Origin of the sequence: Pseudomonas lyxosi, assembly GCF_047758685.1 — a bacterium.
Taxonomy (GTDB): Bacteria; Pseudomonadota; Gammaproteobacteria; order Pseudomonadales; family Pseudomonadaceae; genus Aquipseudomonas; species Aquipseudomonas lyxosi.
On record NZ_CP180481.1, the window covers coordinates 2,642,398 to 2,662,832 of the forward strand.

Here is a 20,435-nt window from a genome sequence, read left to right on the forward strand (position 1 = left end):
AGAGGTTGCTGAGGGGGCGCTCACTATCTCAAGGGGCATCGGTTTCATCTGTAAGGCACTGGGTAGCTGGCAGAGGTCAGTTGCTGACGGAAGATGTAGGAGATGGCAAGTTCCAGAATCAGGCTCAGCGCCGTGCAATGTCAGAAAAGTAAAACTTGTCCAGGGTGTGCCGCGATTCGGTGTACTCGAACTGCCGTCCGTCCTGCAAAAACGTCTGGTTGCTGACCACGATCACATGGCTCTGGCCGTCGAGGTCCAGGTGTTGCTGGTCGTCCTTGCTCCGGGGCACCGCTTCGATGGTGCGCTGGGCGTAGGCGATTTGCAGTTGCAGCGTCTGCTCGATGAAGGCGTAGATTGAGTGCTCGGCAATGTCCCGGGACAGACCGGGGATCACATCGCTGACGAAATGGTTGATGTCGAGGATCACGCGTTTGCCGTCGATCCGCCGCACTCGCTTGATCCGGGTAATGAGGCTGCCTTCTTCAGCCTGGATGTGTTCGAGCAGAGAACCTTCGAGGGGGATCTGGCTGAACTCGACCACGTCGGTGCTGACATCGTTGCCCAGGCGCGGATAGGTCTCCTGGAAGCTGACGATGCCGCCCAACTGGAATTCGATCGGGTTGGTCGACAGCACGAACGTGCCTTTGCCATGGACTTTCTGGGCGAAACCGCGCTCCTGAAGTTGCTCGATGGCCTTGCGCACGGTGCCGCGGCTGGCCTGATAGCTGTCCATCAGTTCCGTTTCGGAAGGCAACCGGGCGCCACGTTCCAGACGTTCGGTCGTGATGCTGGCAAGCAGATCGCTGTAGATCTGGTTGTATTTACTCATGGGGATGGCTCTATGCCGCGCTGTACTCAAGGCTTCGAACCTTAAGGGCAGGGTAGGGGTTTGTCCATGCGGCGTTAGGCTTCTTTGACTTTTGAGGTAGGAAATGTCGCCGCTGGTCGGGTTCAGGATAAACAAATTCAAACTCGTCTGTACGAGTTGTTGCTTTAACTCGTACAGACGAGTACTTTTCGCTTCGGCGTGCTGCCAAAAACAAAAAACTACAGCGGAAGAAAAGCATGAGCCACGACTATCCGAACATCGCCAGCGAGCTGCTGCAAAGCCTCGGTGGCAGCGACAACCTCGAGCAGGCCGCGCACTGCGTCACCCGCCTGCGCCTGGCCCTCAAGGACCCGAGCCTGGTCAACAGCGCCACGCTGAACCAGATCGATCTGGTCAAGGGTTCGTTCTTTACCGGTGGCCTGTTCCAGGTGGTCATCGGCCCCGGCGAAGTGGAAAAGGTTTACGCAGAGCTACGCCGTCAAACCGGTCTCGCGGCTTCAACCATCGCCGACGTCAAACAAAAAAGCGCCGACAAGATCAACGCGATGCAGCGTCTGGTGCGGGTGTTTTCCGACGTCTTCATGCCAATCCTCCCGGCGTTGATCATTGCCGGCCTGTTGATGGGCATCAACAACCTGATCGGCGCCAAGGGCATGTTCATCGAGGGCAAGACCCTGCTGGACGCCTATCCGAAGCTTGACGGGCTCTGGAGCCTGATCAACCTGATGGCCAACACTTCGTTCGTGTTTCTCCCGGCGCTGGTGGGCTGGTCGGCGGCCAAACGGTTTGGGGGCAGCGAAATCCTCGGCATCGTGCTCGGCCTGATGCTGGTGCATCCGGACCTGCTCAATGCCTGGAACTACGGCAAAGCGGTGGCCGGGCTGGACGGGCAGAGCCTGCCGTACTTCGACATCCTGGGGCTGTTCCAGATCGAGAAGGTCGGTTACCAAGGGCAGATCCTGCCGATCCTGATGGCGGCCTATGTGATGAGCGTCATCGAGAAATGGCTGCGGGCGCGGGTGCCTAACGCGGTGCAATTGCTGGTGGTGCCAATCACCACCATCGTTGTGACCGGCGTGCTGGCGCTGGCAGTGATCGGCCCGGTGACCCGGCATCTGGGGATTCTTATCACCGAAGGCGTGGTCATGCTGTTTGACCTGGCGCCAATGGTCGGCGGTGCGATTTTCGGTTTGCTCTACGCGCCGCTGGTGATCACCGGCATGCACCACATGTTCCTCGCAGTCGACTTGCAGTTGATCTCCACCCAGGGTGGCACCTTCATCTGGCCGATGATCGTCATGTCCAATCTGGCCCAGGGCAGCGCGGCACTGGCGGTGTTCTACATGACCCGTAACGTGCGGGATAAAAGCATGGCCTCGACCTCGGCGATTTCCGCCTACTTCGGCATCACCGAACCGGCGATGTTCGGGGTCAACCTGCGCTACAAATTTCCGTTCTACGCAGCCCTGATCGGTTCGGCCCTGGGTTGCATTTTCCTGTCGCTGAACAAGGTCCAGGCCTCGGCGATTGGCGTCGGCGGCTTGCCCGGTTTTATCTCGATCATTCCGCAGTTCATTCCGATGTTCGTGATCGGGATGGTCATTGCCATGGTCGTGCCGTTTGTTCTGACCTGCGGGTTGAGCATGAAGATTGTTCGGCCCGGGTATCGGGTCGCCTGACAGATCGCTATCGCGAGCAAGCTCGCTCCCACATTGGAATGCGATCACCTGTGGGAGCCGGGCTTGCCCGCGATGAGGCCCGCAAGGCCAGTACAAAACTTACTGAAGGAATAGCGCCATGCAAGACTGGCAACGTTCGGTGATCTACCAGATCTACCCGAAGAGTTTTCACAGCCATGCCGGCAACCCCACGGGTGATTTGCTGGGCGTTGTGGCCAAGCTCGATTACCTGCACTGGCTGGGCGTCGATTGCCTGTGGATCACACCGTTCCTGCGTTCGCCCCAGCGCGACAACGGCTACGACATCAGTGATTACTACGCCATTGACCCTAGTTACGGGACCATGGCCGATTGCGAATTGCTGATCGCCGAGGCCGGCAAGCGCGGGATCAAGTTGATGCTCGATATCGTGGTCAACCACACCTCCATCGAGCACACCTGGTTCCAGCAGGCCCGCAGCAGCCTTGACAACCCGTACCGGGATTTCTACATCTGGCGCGACCAGCCGAACAACTGGGAATCCAAGTTCGGTGGTTCGGCCTGGGAGTACGAAGCCCAGACCGGTCAGTATTACCTGCACCTGTTCGATCACACTCAGGCCGACCTGAACTGGGATAACCCAAAGGTGCGCGCCGAAGTCTTCAAGATGATGCGTTTCTGGCGCGACAAGGGCGTAGGCGGGTTCCGTCTGGATGTGATCAACCTGATCTCCAAACCGGCGGATTTTCCCGAGGACAACACCGACGGTCGACGCTTCTACACCGATGGCCCGAACGTCCACGAATACTTGCAGCAAATGCACCGCGAAGTCTTCGAAGGGCATGACCTGATCAACGTCGGCGAAATGTCCTCCACCAGCCTGGAACACTGCATTCGTTACTCGAAACCGGATTCGAAAGAGCTGTCGATGACCTTCAACTTCCATCACCTGAAGGTCGATTACCCGAACCTGCAGAAGTGGATCCGCGCCGATTTCGACTTCCTCGAACTCAAGCGCATTCTCTCCGACTGGCAAACCGGCATGCAGGCCGGCGGTGGTTGGAACGCGTTGTTCTGGTGTAACCATGACCAGCCACGGGTGGTCTCGCGTTTTGGGCATGACGGCGAGTATCGGGTGCTCTCGGCGAAGATGCTCGGCACGGCGCTGCATTTCCTCCAGGGCACGCCGTTCGTGTACCAGGGCGAGGAACTGGGCATGACCAATCCGGGTTTCGATCACATCGATCAGTACCGCGATGTCGAGACGCTGAACATCTTCCGGCTCAAGCGCGAGGCCGGTGCGAGCGACGCCGACAACATGGCGGCGATCATGCAGAAGTCCCGGGATAACGGCCGTACGCCGATGCACTGGAATGCCGAACCCAACGCGGGTTTCAGCGCTGTCGAGCCGTGGATCGGGGTGCCGGCCAACGCTGAGCAGATCAACGTTGCCACTCAGCTCGACGACCCGGATTCGGTGCTGCATCACTATCGTCAACTGATCGCTCTGCGCCGCAGTGAAGCGCTGATGTCTGACGGTGTCTACCGGCAACTGTTGCCCGAGCACACGCAAATCTGGGCGTACGTGCGCGAAGGCGATGGCGAGCGTTTGCTGGTGCTGAATAACTTCTACGGGACACCGCGCGAAGTCGACCTGCCGGATGAAGTGATCAGCGAAACCATGGCCCAACGTCTGGTCATCAGCAATTACCCGGACTGTCCGACGCGAAATCGGCAGGTCCTCTTACGGCCTTATGAGTCGTTCGTGCTGCATATGAGCGACTGACCGACCGCAAAAAAACACCGACTTAAAAAAACACGCAGAACGCTGCGCGGGGGAGTTTTGCGCGCCGATTTTGCCGCTGCACACAATAAAAATAATGGGGTAGCTCTTGAAAACAACAATAAATCGCAGCCTTGTAGTGGCGGGCGCGTGCCTGGCTTTGCCTCTTTCGGCCCAGGCGCTGGAGTTCGCCGGTTACTTGCGCAGCGGCGTCGGGACCTCGGTCAACAGCGGTAAACAGCAGTGTTTCCAGCTGCCGGGCGCGCAGACCAAATACCGCTTGGGCAACGAATGCGAGCAGTACGCTGAACTTGAGTTGCGCCAGGATCTGTACACCCTGGATGACGGTTCGGTGCTGAGCGTCGACGGCATGGCTTCGTTGTACAACCAGTACGACAAGGACCTGACCTTCAATGGTGACAACGGCTCGGTGCGCCTGCCGCAGGCGTACGCGCAATGGTCGAACATGCCCAGCCTCAACGGCGGTTCGCTGTGGGCCGGTCGGCGTTACTACAAACGGAACGATATCCACATTTCCGACTTCTACTATTGGAACCAGAGCGCCACGGGCGGCGGTATCGAGGACGTGCTGATCGGCGATCTGAAATACAGCTACGCCTTCTCGCGCAAGGACAACCTGTACCAGAAGGACTACATCAACCGTCACGACTTCAACGTCGCCGGCTTCAACACCAACCCCGGCGGTGAACTGGAGTTTGGCCTGAGCTACATCGACAAACCCGACAGCCGCGACGCTCACCGTGGCTGGGCGATCACCACCCAGCATGTGCAGAAAGGCTTTCTGGGTGGCAAGAACAAACTGGCTTTCCAGTACGGCGAAGGGCCCGGCACCGGGTTGGGTTATACCGGTAACGTGAAGCTCGATGACAGCAGCAAAAGCTATCGTGTGGTGGAGTTTTTCGACTGGCAGGTGACGCCGCGCTTTGGCGGGCAGATCGAGGCGGTCTATCAGAAAGACATTCGCCAGGACGGCAGTGATCAGAACTGGATTTCCCTGGGCGTTCGCCCGGCCTATGCGATCACCGAGCAGTTCAAACTGGTGACCGAACTGGGGCACGATCAGGTTGAAGCCACGGGCGGCACGCGCAAGCTGAGCAAGTTCACCTTCGCCCCGACCTGGTCGCCCAAAGGTCCGGAATTCTGGGCGCGCCCCGAGGTGCGTTTGTATTACACCTATGCGAGCTGGAACGAGGCGGCCAAACGGGCGGCCAATGAACTGGCGCAGGGTTCGGCGTTGTCCGACACCGGTTCCTTCGGCACGGCGCGACACGGTTCGAATGTCGGATTGCAGGTCGAGTACTGGTGGAAATAAGCGATGCTGTCGGAGCCTCGCGCTCCATCGGCACTTCAAAGAACAAAACAGCAGGTGACGTCATGGCCACACCCCAACAATTGCAACTGCACGCGCCCCTGTCCGGCGTATTGATGCCACTGGACCTCGTGCCCGATCCGGTGTTTTCCAGCCGCGTGATCGGCGATGGCCTGTGCATCGATCCGACTTCAACGACGTTGCGCGCGCCGCTGGCAGGGGTTGTCAGCAATGTGCAGGCCAGTGGGCATGCAGTCAGCATCACCGACGAAAATGGTGTGCAGGTGTTGATGCACATTGGCCTCGACACAGTGAACCTGGCCGGGAAGGGGTTCACGCGGTTGGTGGAGGAGGGCCAGCAGGTTGACGTTGGGCAGGCGCTGATCGAGTTCGATGCCGATTTCATTGCCTTGAACGCTCGCAGTTTGTTGACGTTGATGCTGGTGGTCAGCGGTGAGCCGTTCATTTGGCTGACACCGGAAACGGGTTTGGTAGAAAGTGGCCAGCCGCTACTGAGTTTGAAGCCCATCGAGCAGGCAACAGATGAGCCGGTGCCGGAAGAGGGCGAAGCACTGTTTTCCAAACCGGTGACGCTGGCCAATCCGAACGGCTTGCACGCTCGTCCGGCCGCGGTGTTCGCTCAGGCGGCGAAAGGTTTTTCGGCGAGCATTTTCCTGCATAAACAGCAGGAGAGTGCGAACGCGAAATCCCTGGTGGCGATCATGGCGTTGCAGACGGGGCACGGTGACGTTGTGCAAGTCAGCGCCGCCGGCCCGGATGCTGAAGCGGCGATCAAGACGCTGGCCGAACTGCTGACCGCCGGGTGTGGCGAGACGGTAGCCGTGATAGTAGAGGTTGAGACGGTTGAAGCTTCATCGCTGAAGGTTCTGCGCGGAGTCTGTGCCTCGGCGGGTTCGGCGTTTGGCCAGGTTGTGCAGATCGCCGAGCAAACGCTTGAAGTGAGCGAGTTCGGCGTCGGTCCGCAGCTTGAGCGAGAGCATCTGTCTCGGGCTTTGGCCGCAGCGGCGCTGGCCTTGCAGCTGCTGCGCGATAACGCCACCGGTGACGCCCAGGCAGAGATTTTCAAGGCGCATCAGGAACTGCTTGAAGACCCGAGTCTGCTGGATCAGACCGAGGCGCTGATCATCGAAGGCAAAAGTGCCGGGTTCGCCTGGCGCGCAGCCACCGAGTCTACGGCAACCTTGTTCAAAAGCCTGGGCAATGCCTTGCTGGCGGAGCGGGCGGCGGACCTGGCCGATGTCGGCCAGCGAGTGCTCAAGCTGGTCCTCGGCGTACAGGATCAGGCGATGGAGCTGCCTGAAGGGGCGATCCTGATCGCCGAACAACTGACGCCGTCACAGACCGCCGGGCTCGATACCCGTAAGGTACTGGGTTTCGCCACGGTCGGTGGCGGCGCTACCAGCCACGTCGCGATCCTCGCGCGGGCGTCCGGTTTGCCGGCGATCTGCGGGCTGCCCGTTCAGGTGCTGGGGCTGGCCAACGGCACCCAAGTGTTGCTCGACGCCGACAAGGGCGAGCTGCATCTGGACCCGGATCTGGCGGCCATCGAGCAGCTGCAAGCCAATCGTCAGCGCCAACAGAAGCGCCATCAACATGAGCTGGCGCACGCTGCGCTGGCGGCTTGTACCCGCGATGGTCACCATTTTGAAGTGACGGCCAACATCGCCTCGCTGGCTGAAGCGGAGCAGGCCGTGGCACTGGGAGGCGAGGGCGTAGGCTTGCTGCGTTCGGAGTTTCTTTATCTGGATCGCAATCATGCGCCGAGCCATGACGAGCAAACATCAACCTACAGCGCCATCGCCAAAGCACTCGGGCCGGCGCGCAATCTGGTGGTGCGGACTCTGGATGTCGGCGGCGACAAACCGTTGGCCTACGTGCCGATGGACAGCGAAACCAACCCGTTCCTCGGTATGCGCGGGATTCGATTGTGTCTGGAGCGCCCGCAGCTGCTGCGCGATCAGTTCAAGGCGATCCTGAGCAGCGCCGGGCTGGCCCGTCTGCACATCATGCTGCCCATGGTCACACAGCTGTCGGAGTTGCGACGGGCCCGGCAGCTGCTTGAGGAAGAGGCGCTGGCATTGGGCCTTACCGAGCTGCCGAAACTGGGGATCATGATCGAAGTGCCCGCAGCGGCACTGATGGCCGATTTGTTTGCGCCGGAGGTGGATTTCTTCTCGATCGGCACCAACGACCTGACCCAATACACCCTGGCCATGGACCGCGACCACCCGCGCCTGGCCAGTCAGGCCGACAGTTTTCATCCGTCGGTGCTGCGTTTGATTGCCAACACCGTGAAGGCCGCCCACGCCCATGGCAAATGGGTCGGTGTGTGTGGCGCCATGGCGTCCGAGACACTGGCGGTGCCGCTGCTGCTGGGACTTGGAGTGGATGAACTGTCGGTGAGCGTGCCGTTGATTCCGGCGATCAAAGCGGCGGTTCGCGAAGTGGATCTGGTGGACTGCCAGGCCATCGCCCAGCAGGTGCTGGGCCTGGAAAGCGCCGAGCAAGTGCGCGAGGCGTTGCGGCTGTATCACGAGGCGACGGTCGATACTTCACTGGTACTGGAGAACTGAGCATGTTCGAGAAAATGCAGCGAGCGTTCTGGAAAGCGTTGACCCCGGACCTGATCGTGGATGAACCGAAGGTGGTTGCTCAGCCTGTTTCTGGTCTGGCCCCGGAAATCGTCGCCGCACTGGGCGGAGTGGATAACCTGAAGGCGCAGCAGCCGCTGGCATTGACCCGAGTTCGGGTGGAGTTGCGGGATGTGGGGCGGATGGATCGGCAGGCTTTGAATGTGGCGGGGGTGCCGGGAGTCATGAGGCTGGAAGACGGCGTGGTGCATCTGATCACTGGCCTCCAAGCGTAAACATAACCCTGTGGCGAGGGAGCTTGCTCCCGCTGGGCTGCGCAGCAGCCCCAAGATCTCCCGGCCAACCGAAAACCCGTGGCGAGGGAGCAAGCGCCCTCGCCACAACAGCGCCCGGCGCTACTCCGAAGGCCGAGCCTTCAATCGTCGCCCTAACACATCCAGCACATCACACCCATCCCGCAACGGAATGGCACAGAGCAAAGCAAAATCACTAAGAATGAAGGACTGACACTCGATCGAGCCGCGCATGGACAAGTTCTCCATCACTTGGGTGACGGCGCGAATTCGGTAGTTGGCAGCGTCATACAAAACATCCAGCGGCGCTTGGGTGTCGACGAACAGGGTTGGCATGTCGTCGCAATTGCTGGTGAGCGCCATGAAGCGGTTTTTGGGGTGGGGGATTGGTTTTTCGTAGGGTGGATCGGGGGTAAGGGTTTTCATCAGTTTGAGTCCTAACGTATGGATTGAAGCCGCCAGAAATCACTTCCACGCAAATAGGTGGCGGCTGTACGCAGGTGTGGAAGACCGGGACGTTAGGCACCCGGCGCACTCGAAAGCGCCCCGCGCACAGCCACCATAAAACACAGACGATAAAACACGCCGAACTGGTGGCGCTTGATGCGCCTAACGATAGAAGGGCTTCCACACCCTGTCACTGAATTTGCAGTGACAGCTAAGAGACTATCGATGAGGTCCGTTGCGCACCAGTTCATGAAAACCGCTACGAGTTGAAGGAAACTTCCGACGACCTTGCCCAGAAATTTCGCCTTTCCTGCCCGAACGCCACATCAATCCTTTCCACGCTGACCTTCACATATTTCTCATTGAACTGAGGGAATTCGTAGTGAAGTTCAAGATTCATGAAATCTACGAATGACCGAAGAATGGGTCCGTCCAAGTACCCAGAAACAAAGCAGGAAAATCCAAGATCCGTCATTTCAGCTTTTCGATCAGACCCTGGGGCGAGCATTACGCCGTCGGAGTCAGGTAAAACCAAGTCGAATTCCACGGCATATTGCTTTCCCGCTTCAATCGCAAAGGGACAGTAGCTCGCGAAGCACTTAACCGTCACGCCTTCAACAAGCAATACAACTGCCTCCTCAACGACTTCGTCGATTTCAAGAATTAATGCGTTGTATTTTTTTGTCATTTACAGGCCTCACTGCTTATCTCGCGGGCCGCCATTTATCACGTGACAACCCATAAAAACCGATAGTTCTTAATAACCAATGCAACATCACCAATTAACTTTGTTCTTGAAGTATAGATTCGACATAGAGCCAGATATTCTCTCTACCTTTCCAAGATTCATGTACTCATTGAAATCTCGCTTTAGCGCTTCCTGATCTGTGTATTTAGGATGCAAACGAGGAACTTCGCATGCGTATATGTATAGCCTCCACACATCAAATCCGTCGACCCGCTCACCTGGACCATAATCGAAATCCACGCATACTTCCGGAAAATACACCCTACAACCGACACCATGCAGTTCGTATTTTATGCCTGCTAAAACTTCACCCCGCTGCGGAATTTCCTTTGCTCTCCATAGCCTAAGAATACATTTTTTACCAAATCGCCCCTCAAGCAAGTCTGTAGCTTTTTCCACCTGATCCAGAAAATCATCAATCAAATATTCAAGATCTTTATTCTTCATCTTCTTGGCCTCACCAGCCTGTCATGCCCTACGTTATCAGCAGACTCTTTTATTTCATCAATGTTATTGAAAACACTGTGATGACTCACAATATCTTTTATCAATACGATACTGACTTTGGTGTGAGTTTGCCTGGCCGCAGAAGCCCTATGATGTCCATCGACTATATAGCGGTTACCGTTATGCTCCACAACGTCGATTGGCCAATTGTCGTCATACCCGCTTTTTTGCATTTTGCCAGCTATAGTTTCTACTTGCTTGGTGGAGGTTTTTCCCTCTATCGCATGAGTTCTTTTCAAACTGCCTGGATCTACGCCACTGATCACAGTAGGCAGCGGCGGCTCACCCTCATCGACCTTAGCGCCAGTCGTATCATCCGGCGCGCTACACCCAGGCTTATTCGGCGGCGGGCAATTCCCGCTCAACCCCAACGGATCAACCCACCCCGTCGGATTCGGCGTGTACTGGTACTGGTTTAACCCACCCGCCAACTTGATCGGGTCCGGCGTCAGGTACCGACCAACCTCTGGATCATAGTACCGATGCCGGTTGTAATGCAGGCCGCTCTCAGCGTCGAAGTACTGCCCCTGAAACCGTAACGGTTGCTCGAGCTGTTCTCCCCCGCCGAATGCAAGGCGAGTGACTTTGCCGTAGGCGTTGTACTTCGCCGACCAAACAATCTCGCCACCAAAATCGGTTAGTTCCTGCGGCGTACCCAGGTGATCGAGCTGGTAGTAAAACGGGCACGCCTTGCGCGGGCCTTTGCCATCGAGCATGGCCAATGGGCGGAAAGTGCCCGGTTCGTAGACGTAGCTGCGGTAGTGCTCGCAGCTGCTTTCGGCGATGAGGTTGTCGCCTTTCCAGAAGAACTCGGTGGTGTTGCCGTCGACGGTTTTGGCGATGCGGCGGCCGAAGGCGTCGTAGCGATAATTTGAGCAACGGCCGTCAGGGGCCGTGACGCCGACCAAGCGGTGCTGGCAGTCGTAGCGGTATTCGGTGACGAGTTTTTGCGCGGTGCCGCGGCGTTCGCGGATGAGGTTGCCGAAGGCGTCGTAGTCGTAGTGGCGGTCGCCTTGTATGAGCAGGCGGTTGCCCAGCACCTTCGCTGCGCCGGGGCGGTCCTGCATCAGCAGGTTGCCGGCCGGGTCGTGGGCGAAGGCTTCTGGTGCGTCGTCACGGGTGTGGCGGACGCGGATTAGGTGGTTGAGCGGGTCGTAGTAATAGCTGCGCTGGCCGTGTCGGCTGTCGGCGATGGAAACCAGGTTGCCGTTGACCGCATAGCTGTAATGCCGCATGTACAGCGGGCGGGTTTGCTGGTTGACCGCGTGGGCTTGCAGCCGACCCTGCTCGTCGTAGTGGTATTGGCTGGTGAGCTGGCCTTGCTGGCGCTGCTGTTCGCGGCCGAAGGCGAATTGGTGGGTCGTGAGTCGCGCGCCGTTGAGGTCGATGGCCGTCAGCGCACCGCCCTTGGCGTGGTGGTAATCGAGTTTGCTGTTGTCCGGCAGGCGCAGATGGTTCAGTTGACCGCAGGCGTCATAGCCGTAGCGCAACGTGCCCCAACCCTGATGCTCGGTGATCAGTCGGTCCTGCTGGTCGTACTCGAATTCCAGCGGATGGTCGTGGCCGTCATCGACGCTGACCAGTCGGCCGAGGCTGTCGTAGCGGTATTCAACCTGGATGCCGTCTGGCAGGGTTTTGACCAGCAGACGTCCGGCCGAATCCCGCTGGTAAGCCGTCACCAGCTGCGAACCGTCCTCGCCGAACTCGGTTTTCTCCAGCAGCTGGCCGTTGAGGTCGTAGGCGTACGCCGTGCGTTGGCCGTCGAATCCGGTTTCCTGTCGGATCAAGCCGTTGGGCGTGTAGTCCAGCTGATATTTTTCGCCGGATTCGTTTTCGATTTCCGTGAGCAACAGCTGGGCGTTGTCGTAGCGGTACTTCAGCTGGGTGCCGTCGGCATTGATTCGGCGGCTGACCAGGTGCAGGTCGTCGACGTATTCGTAGCGCGTGACGCGACCCAGTTCATCGCGTTCGGCGGTGATCTTGCCGTAGGCGTTGTAGCTGAACGCGCGGCTCGCGCCTGTGGGAAGCGTGGTCTGGATCAGTCGTCCAACGGCGTCCCATTGGTACTGGGTGACGGCGCCGTGTTCGTCCTGACGGGTAATCTGCCGCCCCAGCGCGTCGTAGGAAAACCGCCGCACACCACCATCCGGTAGCGTTTCCTCAACCAACTGCCCCAAGCCATTCCAGACGAAGACATGCCGACTGTTGTCCGGGTAACGGATCGACAGCAGCTGCCCTTTTTTGTCGTAGTGATAGTGGCTGACATGACCGTCAGGATCGGTCGCTTCCGTGATGTCACCCTGGGCGTTGCGCTGATATTTCCAGACGGCTTTGCCGCGAAACCGTGCGTGCCGGAAACCGTTGCGGTACTCGTAGGCCGTCGGTTCGTCTTCCGGCGGAATCAGCGCAACCAATCGTCCGACTTCGTCGTAACGGTATTCGGTGACGGCGCCGAGTGGGTCTTGCTCGGCAATCAGCCGACCGTTGTCGTCGTAAGCCTTGAGGTGCTCGCCGCCGTCCAGCTCGACTTTGCGCACCAGCCGCGCCCGGTCGTCGTGGGCGTAAACCTCTTCGCTGCCATCGATGTTCTGAACGGTGACGCTGCCCTCGTCATCCCAGACGTAACGCGCGTCCATCTGCGCAAACGACGCCCAGTGTCGGATGCATCGGGCCGCCTTGCCGGACCGTTCCCACTCCCAGAAGAAACTCGCCCCACCGGCCAACTGCCGCTGCAGGATGACGTGCTGATCGTCGTAGTCGTAGCGCTCGCTTTCGCCAGCGGCATTGGTTGCTGCAATCAGTTGATCGCGTTCGTCGTAGCGGTAACTGACCAGTGTCTGCTCGGTGTGCCAAGCCTCGTCGAGGGTCTGGGCCGGGACAAAAACCTGATAGTCGACGGCGACCAAATGGCTGCGGTCAAAGCGCAATCGCAAGGCACGGCCGGCGCCATTGTCGAGGCGTTTGATGCGGTCTTGCCGGTCGCGGGTGATGCGCAGGCGGTTGTCGTAAGCGTCGCTGATCGTTGTCAGTCGGCCGTTTTGAAAGTGATAGAAGCGCGTGTCGTCACCGGCCTGGGCGAGGATCAGTTCTTCGGGTTGATCGCCCAGATAAATCGCCGCCCGCGACAGGCTGTTGTGGATCGCCGGGCGCTCGCTGGTTGGCAATGGGAAGGTGGTGCGGCGGTTTTCGTGGTCGATCCAGAGGACGTTTTCGCCATCGATTTCCAGTCGATGAGACAGCGAATGGCTCCAGCCGAAACCGAGGCCGATATCGATCTCGGCGGCGCTGGTGCGATAGAGCCGGGTGAAGTCGAACGGCAGGATGCCGTCCAACGCACCGTCGGTCAGCGTGAGCAGTTCTTCGCCGGTGACCATCGACACCGGGCATTTATTGGTCGCGGTTTTATCAACGGAATCGGCGCTGTCGCCGTTGGGGTTTTTCGCCTGATCCGGGGCGTTGTCGTGGTGTTCGTCTTTTTTCAGCGTGGTGTTGCGCCTGGCATCCCACCGCAGCTGCATGCGGCCTTTTTTCATACCGGCCGCGATGCCCCGGGCAGCGACTTTTTTGTAGCGGTCGACGTAGCTGATGAAGCCATTGATGATTGTGAAAATCGCTTTAACGAGGCGCAGAACAGCGCTCAGTAATTGCGCAGCTCGATTAGCCAGCCGCATCGTCAAATAGGCGATACCGGCCCCTGCTGCAGCGAACGTCAGAACGATGCCAATCAGGATGTCGATCAACAGCTGCACCACCACCGTCGACACGGCTTCGGCAGTTTTGCCGGCGATCTCACCGGGCGGCAGCATGTCCAACCAGAGGCTGGCGGTGCGTAACAGCAGGCACAGCGCCGCTTCGTCACTGGCTAGCAGCTGGGCTTTTTCCATGACATCGGGGGCGGTTTGCGCGAGGTTCTTCAGCGCTGTGGCGCTCTCGCCCAACCGCTCACCAAACTTCCCGGGATCCTTGAGGATGTCCGAAAGCAGGCCGATGCCGTCCCACACGCCCTCGATCGCCGCCCAACTTCCCGCGAGTATTCCATTGCCTGCAGCAACCGAAGACGATTCCGACCACTTCGGCTTAAATGACTTCCATTCATCACGCAGCCACTTCTCAAGTTCCTTCGTCAGGCCGTTGTAGGAAGAAAAAAGGTCTTCAACGTGCTGCGGTGTGACTTCGTGGTGAACGTGAACGCGGTAGAACCTGCCGGGTGTACCGGTGAACGTTCCCTTGCCGTTTTTATCGAGGGTGACCAGCGTCTTTTCGCCGCTATCGCTGGCAATCACATCGACCTGAATGTTCCCGACGGGAATGTCATAAACCGACTCGAACTTGCTCTCGATCTCTAGCAATCCACCTATCGGGCACTGCACGACGGTGGATAAAAACTCGTCATCGCCGCTGCTGACAGCGGTGCTGGAGTTGCCGAACCGGATGATCCGCTCCATGCCCATCAGCGACGGAAGATCAGCGGCGCGGCTGGCCTTGTCGGCGGCCCGGTTGAACCAGTACTTGAGCTGTTCGCGATAGAGCGAAAGGGTGTGCGGGAAGCTGTCGAGTTCCTGCTCGATGCGGGTGATGTGCTCCATCAACGCCTCGAAAAATACGAAGTTGCTGGAGAAAAGGAGTCGAACATGAGCAATCCCTGGCGCAGAAAATTAGGCGCTGGGACTTTGCGGGGGATCGATCAGGAAAGAAGTCGGGAAAGGTGGAAATGGATGTAGGGTGATTCCCTGATTAACGGCGACTAAATAACGATCAGCGAAGCGGCCACAAATCCAGTAATCGCATTGCATCTGACATATCGCGCTGGATGGTTTCACGACTGCTGCGCAGCCGAACGGGGCGATGCGACATTCCGACAAGCCCCCTCGCCACAGATGCATTGCCAGCCATGCTTTGACTGTGACCATCCGCCGCCCCACCCTTACTGTTTCTCAACCGCAGGTGTATCGTATTCGCCTTTTACAGGCCCACGGGCCTGTCGCTGATACGTGAGGTAGTTGAGTTCATGTCCTTTACCCGTCGCCAAATCCTCGGTGGCCTGGCCGGTCTTGTTGTCGTTGGTGTCGGAGCGGGGGGCGCGTCGCGGTACTGGTTAGGCAAGATGGCCGACGCCGACGCGGGCCACGACTATGAGCTGATCGCCGCACCGCTGGACGTCGAACTGGTAGCCGGGCACAAGACCGAAGCCTGGGCGTTCGGCCCGTCGGCGCCGGGTACCGAGTTGCGGGTGCGTCAGGGCGAGTGGCTGCGGGTACGTTTCATCAACCACCTGCCGGTGGCGACCACCATCCACTGGCATGGCATCCGCCTGCCGCTGGAAATGGACGGCGTGCCCTACGTCTCGCAGCTTCCGGTGCTCCCGGGCGAATACTTCGATTACAAATTCCGTGTGCCCGACGCCGGTAGCTACTGGTATCACCCGCATGTGAACAGCAGCGAAGAACTCGGCCGCGGGCTGGTCGGCCCGTTGATCATCGAAGAACGCGAGCCCACCGGTTTCAAATACGAAAAGACCTTGAGCCTCAAGAGCTGGCACGTCGATGAAGAGGGCGCTTTTGTCGCGTTCAGCATTCCTCGCGAAGCGGCCCGTGGTGGCACGGCGGGGCGTCTGTCGACCATCAACGGTGTCTCGCAAGCGGTGATCGAATTGCCCGCCGGGCAGATCACCCGGGTGCGCCTGCTCAACCTCGATAACACGCTGACGTATCGCCTCAATATTCCCGGCGTCGAAGCGCAGATCTATGCGTTGGACGGCAACCCCATCGAACCGCGCCCGTTGGGCAAGGAATACTGGCTTGGCCCGGGCATGCGCATTTGCCTGGCGATCAAGGCACCGCCGGCCGGTGAAGAACTGTCCCTGCGCAACGGCCCGGTTCGCCTTGGCACGTTCCGTTCGGTGGCGAACACCGATGCACCGACCGAATGGCCGCCCGCGCTGCCCGCCAACCCGGTGGCCGAGCCGGACCTGGCCAATGCCGAGAAACTCAACTTCAATTTCGAGTGGGTAGGCTCAGTGTCGGTGAACGTCGACAATGGCAAGCCGCCGAGCCTGTGGCAGATCAACGGCAAGGCCTGGGACATCACCGACAAGACTTGCGCCGACCGCCCGATTGCCAAGCTCGAGAAGGGCAAGAGCTACATTTTCGAATTGAAGAACATGACTCAGTATCAACACCCGATTCACCTGCACGGCATGAGCTTCAAGGTGATTGCCTCGAACCGGCACAAGGTTATTCCGTACTTCACCGATACATACTTGCTGGGCAAGAACGAACGAGCACAAGTCGCGCTGGTGGCGGATAACCCGGGGATCTGGATGTTCCACTGTCATGTGATCGATCACATGGAAACCGGCCTGATGGCCGCCATCGAGGTGGCCTGATGCGTCAGATACGTCCCGCAGTGATCATCGACCGCAGCCGTGACCGTGACTTCATGCGCGAAGCCCTGGCCCTGGCCGCCCAAGGCGCGGCCCTGGGTGAAGTGCCGGTGGGCGCGGTGTTGGTTCAGGACGGTGAAATCATCGGCCGGGGTTTCAATTGCCCGATCAGTGGCAATGACCCGAGTGCTCACGCCGAGATGGTCGCGATCCGCGCGGCGGCGTTGGCGGCCAGCAACTATCGTCTGCCCGGCAGCACGCTGTACGTGACGCTTGAGCCGTGCAGCATGTGCGCCGGGCTGATCGTGCATTCGCGGATTGCGCGGGTGGTGTATGGCGCGCTGGAGCCGAAGGCCGGGATTGTGCAGAGTCAGGGGCAGTTTTTTACCCAGGGCTTTTTGAATCACCGGGTGCTGTATGAAGGCGGAGTGTTGGCTGAGGAGTGCGGGGCGGTGCTGAGCGAGTTCTTCAAGGCCCGAAGAGCCAAACCGACTGATTGAGCTACGCCGAAGACTCAGTGTGAGAACCCGATCAATGTGGGAGCTGGCTTGCCTGCGATGAGGGCCTGACAGCCGACATCTTTGTCGTCTGACACTGCGCTATCGCAGGCAAGCCAGCTCCCACACTTGATCTTGTCCGGCAGGGAGATCGGGGTTTTATTTACGGGCCACGATCACCGCACGCATCGGCGCCGGCAGCCCTTCAACCGTCTTGCTGTGATCTTCCGGGTCAAGGAAGTCGCTCAACGACTGATACTTCATCCACTCCGTACCGCGCTGTTCCTCGACCGTCGTCACGCTCACGTCCACACAGCGAACATCCGTGAACCCGGCCCGACGCAACCACAGCTCCAGCGCCGGCACCGACGGCAGGAACCACACGTTACGCATCTGCGCATAACGGTCTTCCGGTACCAGCACCTGCTGCTGATCGCCTTCAATCACCAGCGTCTCCAGCACCAGTTCGCCGCCCTTGACCAGGCAATCCTTCAGCGCCAGCAAATGCTCGATCGGTGAACGGCGGTGATAGAACACCCCCATGGAAAACACCGTATCGAAGCCTTCCATGTTCGGCGGCAGGTCTTCGAACGGGAACGGCAGATGCCAGGCATTGGGTTCGGACAGGTAGCGCTGCACCGCCTGGAACTGACAGAAGAACAGCCAGTTCGGGTCAACACCAATCACACTGTCGGCCCCGGCACCGAGCATGCGCCACATGTAGTAGCCATTGCCGCAACCGACATCGAGGATGCGTTTGCCCTTCAAATCCAGATGCGGTGCAACCCGCGACCACTTCCAGTCGGAACGCCATTCAGTGTCGACGTGCACACCAAACAAATCGAACGGCCCTTTGCGCCACGGTGACAAGCCCATCAGCGCGGTGCGCATTTGAGCGCGGGTTTCGTCGTCGCAATCGGTGTCCAGCGTCAGACCGTTGAGCAAATCAACTTCGCTCGGCTGAATCTTCGGCAAGGCGTCCAGCGCACTCTGCCAGCGCTCCAGGTCGCCGTGACCTTTTTCCATTTTCTTGTCGAGTTGCGCTTGCAGGGTGTTGGCCCAATCGGCCAGCGGCGTGCCGGCCAAACGGCGGGCGAGGGGGGACAGATCAATCATGGCAAGGCAATCAACGAGGCAAAGTTAAGACACTGGAACCACGGCACGACTTTCGAGAAGCCGGCGGCCAACAGGCGCTCGCGGTGTTCTTCGAGGCTGTCGGGCTTCATGACGTTTTCAATGGCGCTGCGCTTCTGGGCGATTTCCAGTTCGCTGTAGCCATTGGCGCGTTTGAACGCGACGTGCAGGTCGGTGAGCAGCGCGTGTTCGTCCGGATCATTGAAGCGCAGCTTCTCCGACAGAATCAGTGCGCCACCGGGCAACAGCGACTGGCGGATACGCGAGAGCAACGCGGTGCGTTGCTCCGGGGCGATGAATTGCAGGGTGAAGTTCAGGGCGACCACCGAGGCTGGCTGAAATTCGAGGGCGAGGATGTCACCTTCGATCACTTCCACCGGCAGCAACTCCTGGAACATCGAGTCCTGACCGTTGAGGTACTCGCGGCAGCGTTCGACCATCGCCGCCGAGTTATCCACAGCGATGACGCGGCAGCCGTCAGTGCGTACGTGTCGGCGCAAGGCTTGGGTCACGGCACCGAGGGACGAACCCAGATCGTAGAGCACGCTGTTGGGTTGGGCGAACTGCGCGGCGAGTACGCCGAGGTTTTCAACGATGGTCGGATAACCCGGCACCGAGCGCTTGATCATGTCCGGGAACACCCGCACCACGTCCTCGTTAAAGGCGAAGTCGGGCACCTGGGCCAAAGGCTGGGCGAAAAGGCGATCGGGTTCTTTGCTCACGGCGGTTCCAGCGGCATAGGTGGAAAAGGCCGGCATTTTAGCCAAATTGACGGGGGGATGCGCGGGTTGTCTGATAAAGCGTGAGGAAAGTGCAGTGAAGCTTCTGTCGGGCAAAGTTCAGGGGAAAAAACGGCGAGAGGAAACGCTGAATGAGGGCTGCTTGAGTGGCCAACCCCCGATACTCAAGAAAGGCCATTCAGGATTTAAAGTTTATTACGGCCGGAACAGCACTATAAACTCAGATGTACCCTTGATTTCGAGCTCTTCTTTGGAGTAGTCATTCACGCCTATAAAATTAAAGTGGATTTTATAGTGCAACTTGTCATCGCTATTTTTGATTGTCTCAACAGTAAATTTTCCGCTCTTGGGTCTGTAAAGATAATCAGCTGTCAAATTTGTCGCTTCAACGTAGTCCACCTCGGTAAATGGGAAGTTGTAATCCGTAACGTAATACGTGCCGGACTGAATGTTTTTATCGAATTTCAGGTTAAAGTTTCTGTGGGATTCTTTTGTGTTGTCGTGGCGGTTGGAATAAGTGGTAAGGCGTATCAACGTACTCTCAGGGTAGGCAACGTATTTGGTGTTGTGGTACTTAAAAGACACACGGTCAGAAACAGTAGCGTCAACTACAGAACTGACGGTGTAGGTCCGAACAGCAGGGTTTTGATTAACAATACTCATAAAGTGCCCTCCTTGAGTTAGATAGGGTGGTTTCGTAGAGCTACGCAAATAATAAGCTCGCAGAAACAGGCACGGCTACTGTCAGAACTGACAGGCGTTTATGCTCTTTGGCGATTATGTTTGTATTTTTTATGCTTGTGTTATATGGCCAGCGATCCAGAAACCAATGTCAGTCGATGGACATTTTTTTCGAGAACGCCGACGCCGTAATCCCCCACTGTCCCAGCCAATAGCTGAGGATGATCACGTAAGGTGCGGCATGGAATGGCGCGACAAACCGGTTGATGCCAATCACGCTGTCGGAAAACACAAACGCCACTGCACCTGCCGCCGCCAGCAGCGCCGAGCGTTTGGGCACGTCAGTGCCGAGTCGAGCCAGCGCCCGCCAAAGCATGGCGCTGATGGCCAGGCCGTAGACGATGACCGGGATCAGCAACGGTCCCAGTCCATTGGAAATCAAGATCCCCAACAACACCGCGCCGACGCCTGAAGCGATGACCAGCGGCAACACCGCCACCCGCCGGCAATCGCTCAAATAGGCCTTCAGATACGCCAAGTGGGCGACCAAAAACGCCCCGAGACCGAACACAAACAAATCCCCGGGCCATGCCAGCAACACATCACCGAGCAGGGAGAAAATCAATCCAAGGCTGATCCAGCGACGGTATTCGCTGGGCGGTGCGTCGTGCAACCAGCCGAGCAAGGCCAAAACCGGCAATGGCTTGACCAGCAGGCAGAGCAACGCCGCATGCACACTGACGCCGTAGAGGAACGTCACCGCGCCCATCAGCGCCAGAATCAGCCAGCCCACG

At 58.6% G+C, this 20,435-nt stretch carries 16 protein-coding genes; 7 read left to right on the forward strand and 9 right to left on the reverse strand.

All coding sequences use genetic code 11. The features are described 5' to 3' along the window. Window positions 1–124 precede the first annotated feature (124 nt). A complete protein-coding gene (gene treR, locus ACMXYI_RS12235) occupies window positions 125–829 on the reverse strand; it encodes a trehalose operon repressor (RefSeq protein ID WP_415773386.1) in 705 nt (234 codons plus the stop codon). A gap of 236 nt (window positions 830–1,065) precedes the next feature. Here treR and treP point away from each other — a divergent pair, with 236 nt between their 5' ends. From treP to ACMXYI_RS12260, 5 genes are all read left to right on the forward strand, one after another. After that, window positions 1,066–2,508 (forward strand): PTS system trehalose-specific EIIBC component, encoded by a 1,443-nt coding sequence (gene treP, locus ACMXYI_RS12240; RefSeq protein WP_415757776.1) that lies wholly within the window; start codon window positions 1,066–1,068, stop codon window positions 2,506–2,508. A 118-nt stretch (window positions 2,509–2,626) separates the two neighbouring features. Then, window positions 2,627–4,273: an alpha,alpha-phosphotrehalase gene (gene treC / locus ACMXYI_RS12245; protein ID WP_415773387.1), complete on the forward strand. Its 1,647-nt coding sequence runs from the start codon at window positions 2,627–2,629 to the stop codon at window positions 4,271–4,273. Window positions 4,274–4,379: 106 nt separating this feature from the next. After that, the gene (locus tag ACMXYI_RS12250) at window positions 4,380–5,603 is read left to right on the forward strand and encodes a maltoporin (RefSeq protein WP_415773389.1); all 1,224 of its coding nucleotides are present in this window, start codon (window positions 4,380–4,382) and stop codon (window positions 5,601–5,603) included. A 62-nt stretch (window positions 5,604–5,665) separates the two neighbouring features. After that, on the forward strand, window positions 5,666–8,194 hold the full coding sequence (ptsP, locus tag ACMXYI_RS12255; protein WP_415773390.1) for a phosphoenolpyruvate--protein phosphotransferase: 2,529 nt from the start codon (window positions 5,666–5,668) through the stop codon (window positions 8,192–8,194). 2 nt (window positions 8,195–8,196) lie between these two features. After that, entirely contained in the window at window positions 8,197–8,487 is a 291-nt protein-coding gene (locus tag ACMXYI_RS12260; protein WP_415773392.1) for a PTS glucose transporter subunit IIB, read from the forward strand. Window positions 8,488–8,607: 120 nt separating this feature from the next. Here the strand turns inward: ACMXYI_RS12260 and ACMXYI_RS12265 are convergent, their stop codons facing one another. The 4 genes from ACMXYI_RS12265 to ACMXYI_RS12280 form a co-directional block, all read right to left on the reverse strand. Further along, the gene (locus ACMXYI_RS12265) at window positions 8,608–8,931 is read right to left on the reverse strand and encodes a hypothetical protein (protein WP_415773393.1); all 324 of its coding nucleotides are present in this window, start codon (window positions 8,929–8,931) and stop codon (window positions 8,608–8,610) included. 280 nt (window positions 8,932–9,211) lie between these two features. Then, window positions 9,212–9,640, reverse strand: a complete 429-nt coding sequence (locus tag ACMXYI_RS12270) for a hypothetical protein (protein ID WP_415773394.1) — start codon at window positions 9,638–9,640, stop codon at window positions 9,212–9,214. A gap of 87 nt (window positions 9,641–9,727) precedes the next feature. Further along, window positions 9,728–10,147: a DUF6896 domain-containing protein gene (locus ACMXYI_RS12275; protein ID WP_415773395.1), complete on the reverse strand. Its 420-nt coding sequence runs from the start codon at window positions 10,145–10,147 to the stop codon at window positions 9,728–9,730. Then, window positions 10,144–14,793 (reverse strand): RHS repeat-associated core domain-containing protein, encoded by a 4,650-nt coding sequence (locus ACMXYI_RS12280; RefSeq protein ID WP_415773396.1) that lies wholly within the window; start codon window positions 14,791–14,793, stop codon window positions 10,144–10,146. Before ACMXYI_RS12280 ends, ACMXYI_RS12275 begins: the two co-directional genes overlap by 4 nt. Window positions 14,794–15,215: 422 nt before the next feature. Here ACMXYI_RS12280 and ACMXYI_RS12285 point away from each other — a divergent pair, with 422 nt between their 5' ends. Both ACMXYI_RS12285 and tadA read left to right on the forward strand, forming a co-directional pair. After that, window positions 15,216–16,592 carry a multicopper oxidase family protein gene (locus ACMXYI_RS12285; protein WP_150658658.1) on the forward strand — a complete coding sequence of 459 codons (1,377 nt, stop codon included), beginning with the start codon at window positions 15,216–15,218 and terminating at the stop codon, window positions 16,590–16,592. After that, window positions 16,592–17,089, forward strand: coding sequence for a tRNA adenosine(34) deaminase TadA (gene tadA / locus ACMXYI_RS12290; RefSeq protein WP_415773397.1), 498 nt, complete (start codon window positions 16,592–16,594; stop codon window positions 17,087–17,089). The genes ACMXYI_RS12285 and tadA overlap by 1 nt, the downstream gene beginning before the upstream one ends. A 156-nt stretch (window positions 17,090–17,245) precedes the next feature. On the opposite strand, the gene cmoB is transcribed toward tadA, so the two are convergent. From cmoB to ACMXYI_RS12310, 4 genes are all read right to left on the reverse strand, one after another. Further along, window positions 17,246–18,202 carry a tRNA 5-methoxyuridine(34)/uridine 5-oxyacetic acid(34) synthase CmoB gene (gene cmoB / locus ACMXYI_RS12295; RefSeq protein ID WP_046049261.1) on the reverse strand — a complete coding sequence of 319 codons (957 nt, stop codon included), beginning with the start codon at window positions 18,200–18,202 and terminating at the stop codon, window positions 17,246–17,248. Beyond that, a complete protein-coding gene (gene cmoA / locus ACMXYI_RS12300; protein ID WP_177338866.1) occupies window positions 18,199–18,978 on the reverse strand; it encodes a carboxy-S-adenosyl-L-methionine synthase CmoA in 780 nt (259 codons plus the stop codon). The genes cmoB and cmoA overlap by 4 nt, the downstream gene beginning before the upstream one ends. A gap of 177 nt (window positions 18,979–19,155) precedes the next feature. Next, on the reverse strand, window positions 19,156–19,623 hold the full coding sequence (locus ACMXYI_RS12305; protein WP_415773398.1) for a hypothetical protein: 468 nt from the start codon (window positions 19,621–19,623) through the stop codon (window positions 19,156–19,158). 169 nt (window positions 19,624–19,792) lie between these two features. Then, window positions 19,793–20,434, reverse strand: a complete 642-nt coding sequence (locus ACMXYI_RS12310; protein WP_415773399.1) for a lysoplasmalogenase — start codon at window positions 20,432–20,434, stop codon at window positions 19,793–19,795. Window position 20,435: the final 1 nt, after the last annotated feature.

Excerpts from the sequence above, each read along its gene's own strand:
- treR (WP_415773386.1), bottom strand. The coding sequence starts at position 829 with ATGAGTAAATACAACCAGATCTACAGCGATCTGCTTGCCAGCATCACG.
- treP (WP_415757776.1), top strand. The coding sequence starts at position 1,066 with ATGAGCCACGACTATCCGAACATCGCCAGCGAGCTGCTGCAAAGCCTC.
- treC (WP_415773387.1), top strand. The coding sequence starts at position 2,627 with ATGCAAGACTGGCAACGTTCGGTGATCTACCAGATCTACCCGAAGAGT.
- ptsP (WP_415773390.1), top strand. The coding sequence starts at position 5,666 with ATGGCCACACCCCAACAATTGCAACTGCACGCGCCCCTGTCCGGCGTA.
- ACMXYI_RS12260 (WP_415773392.1), top strand. The coding sequence starts at position 8,197 with ATGTTCGAGAAAATGCAGCGAGCGTTCTGGAAAGCGTTGACCCCGGAC.
- ACMXYI_RS12265 (WP_415773393.1), bottom strand. The coding sequence starts at position 8,931 with ATGAAAACCCTTACCCCCGATCCACCCTACGAAAAACCAATCCCCCAC.
- ACMXYI_RS12270 (WP_415773394.1), bottom strand. The coding sequence starts at position 9,640 with ATGACAAAAAAATACAACGCATTAATTCTTGAAATCGACGAAGTCGTT.
- ACMXYI_RS12275 (WP_415773395.1), bottom strand. The coding sequence starts at position 10,147 with ATGAAGAATAAAGATCTTGAATATTTGATTGATGATTTTCTGGATCAG.
- ACMXYI_RS12280 (WP_415773396.1), bottom strand. The coding sequence starts at position 14,793 with ATGGAGCACATCACCCGCATCGAGCAGGAACTCGACAGCTTCCCGCAC.
- ACMXYI_RS12285 (WP_150658658.1), top strand. The coding sequence starts at position 15,216 with ATGTCCTTTACCCGTCGCCAAATCCTCGGTGGCCTGGCCGGTCTTGTT.
- tadA (WP_415773397.1), top strand. The coding sequence starts at position 16,592 with ATGCGTCAGATACGTCCCGCAGTGATCATCGACCGCAGCCGTGACCGT.
- cmoB (WP_046049261.1), bottom strand. The coding sequence starts at position 18,202 with ATGATTGATCTGTCCCCCCTCGCCCGCCGTTTGGCCGGCACGCCGCTG.
- cmoA (WP_177338866.1), bottom strand. The coding sequence starts at position 18,978 with ATGCCGGCCTTTTCCACCTATGCCGCTGGAACCGCCGTGAGCAAAGAA.
- ACMXYI_RS12305 (WP_415773398.1), bottom strand. The coding sequence starts at position 19,623 with ATGAGTATTGTTAATCAAAACCCTGCTGTTCGGACCTACACCGTCAGT.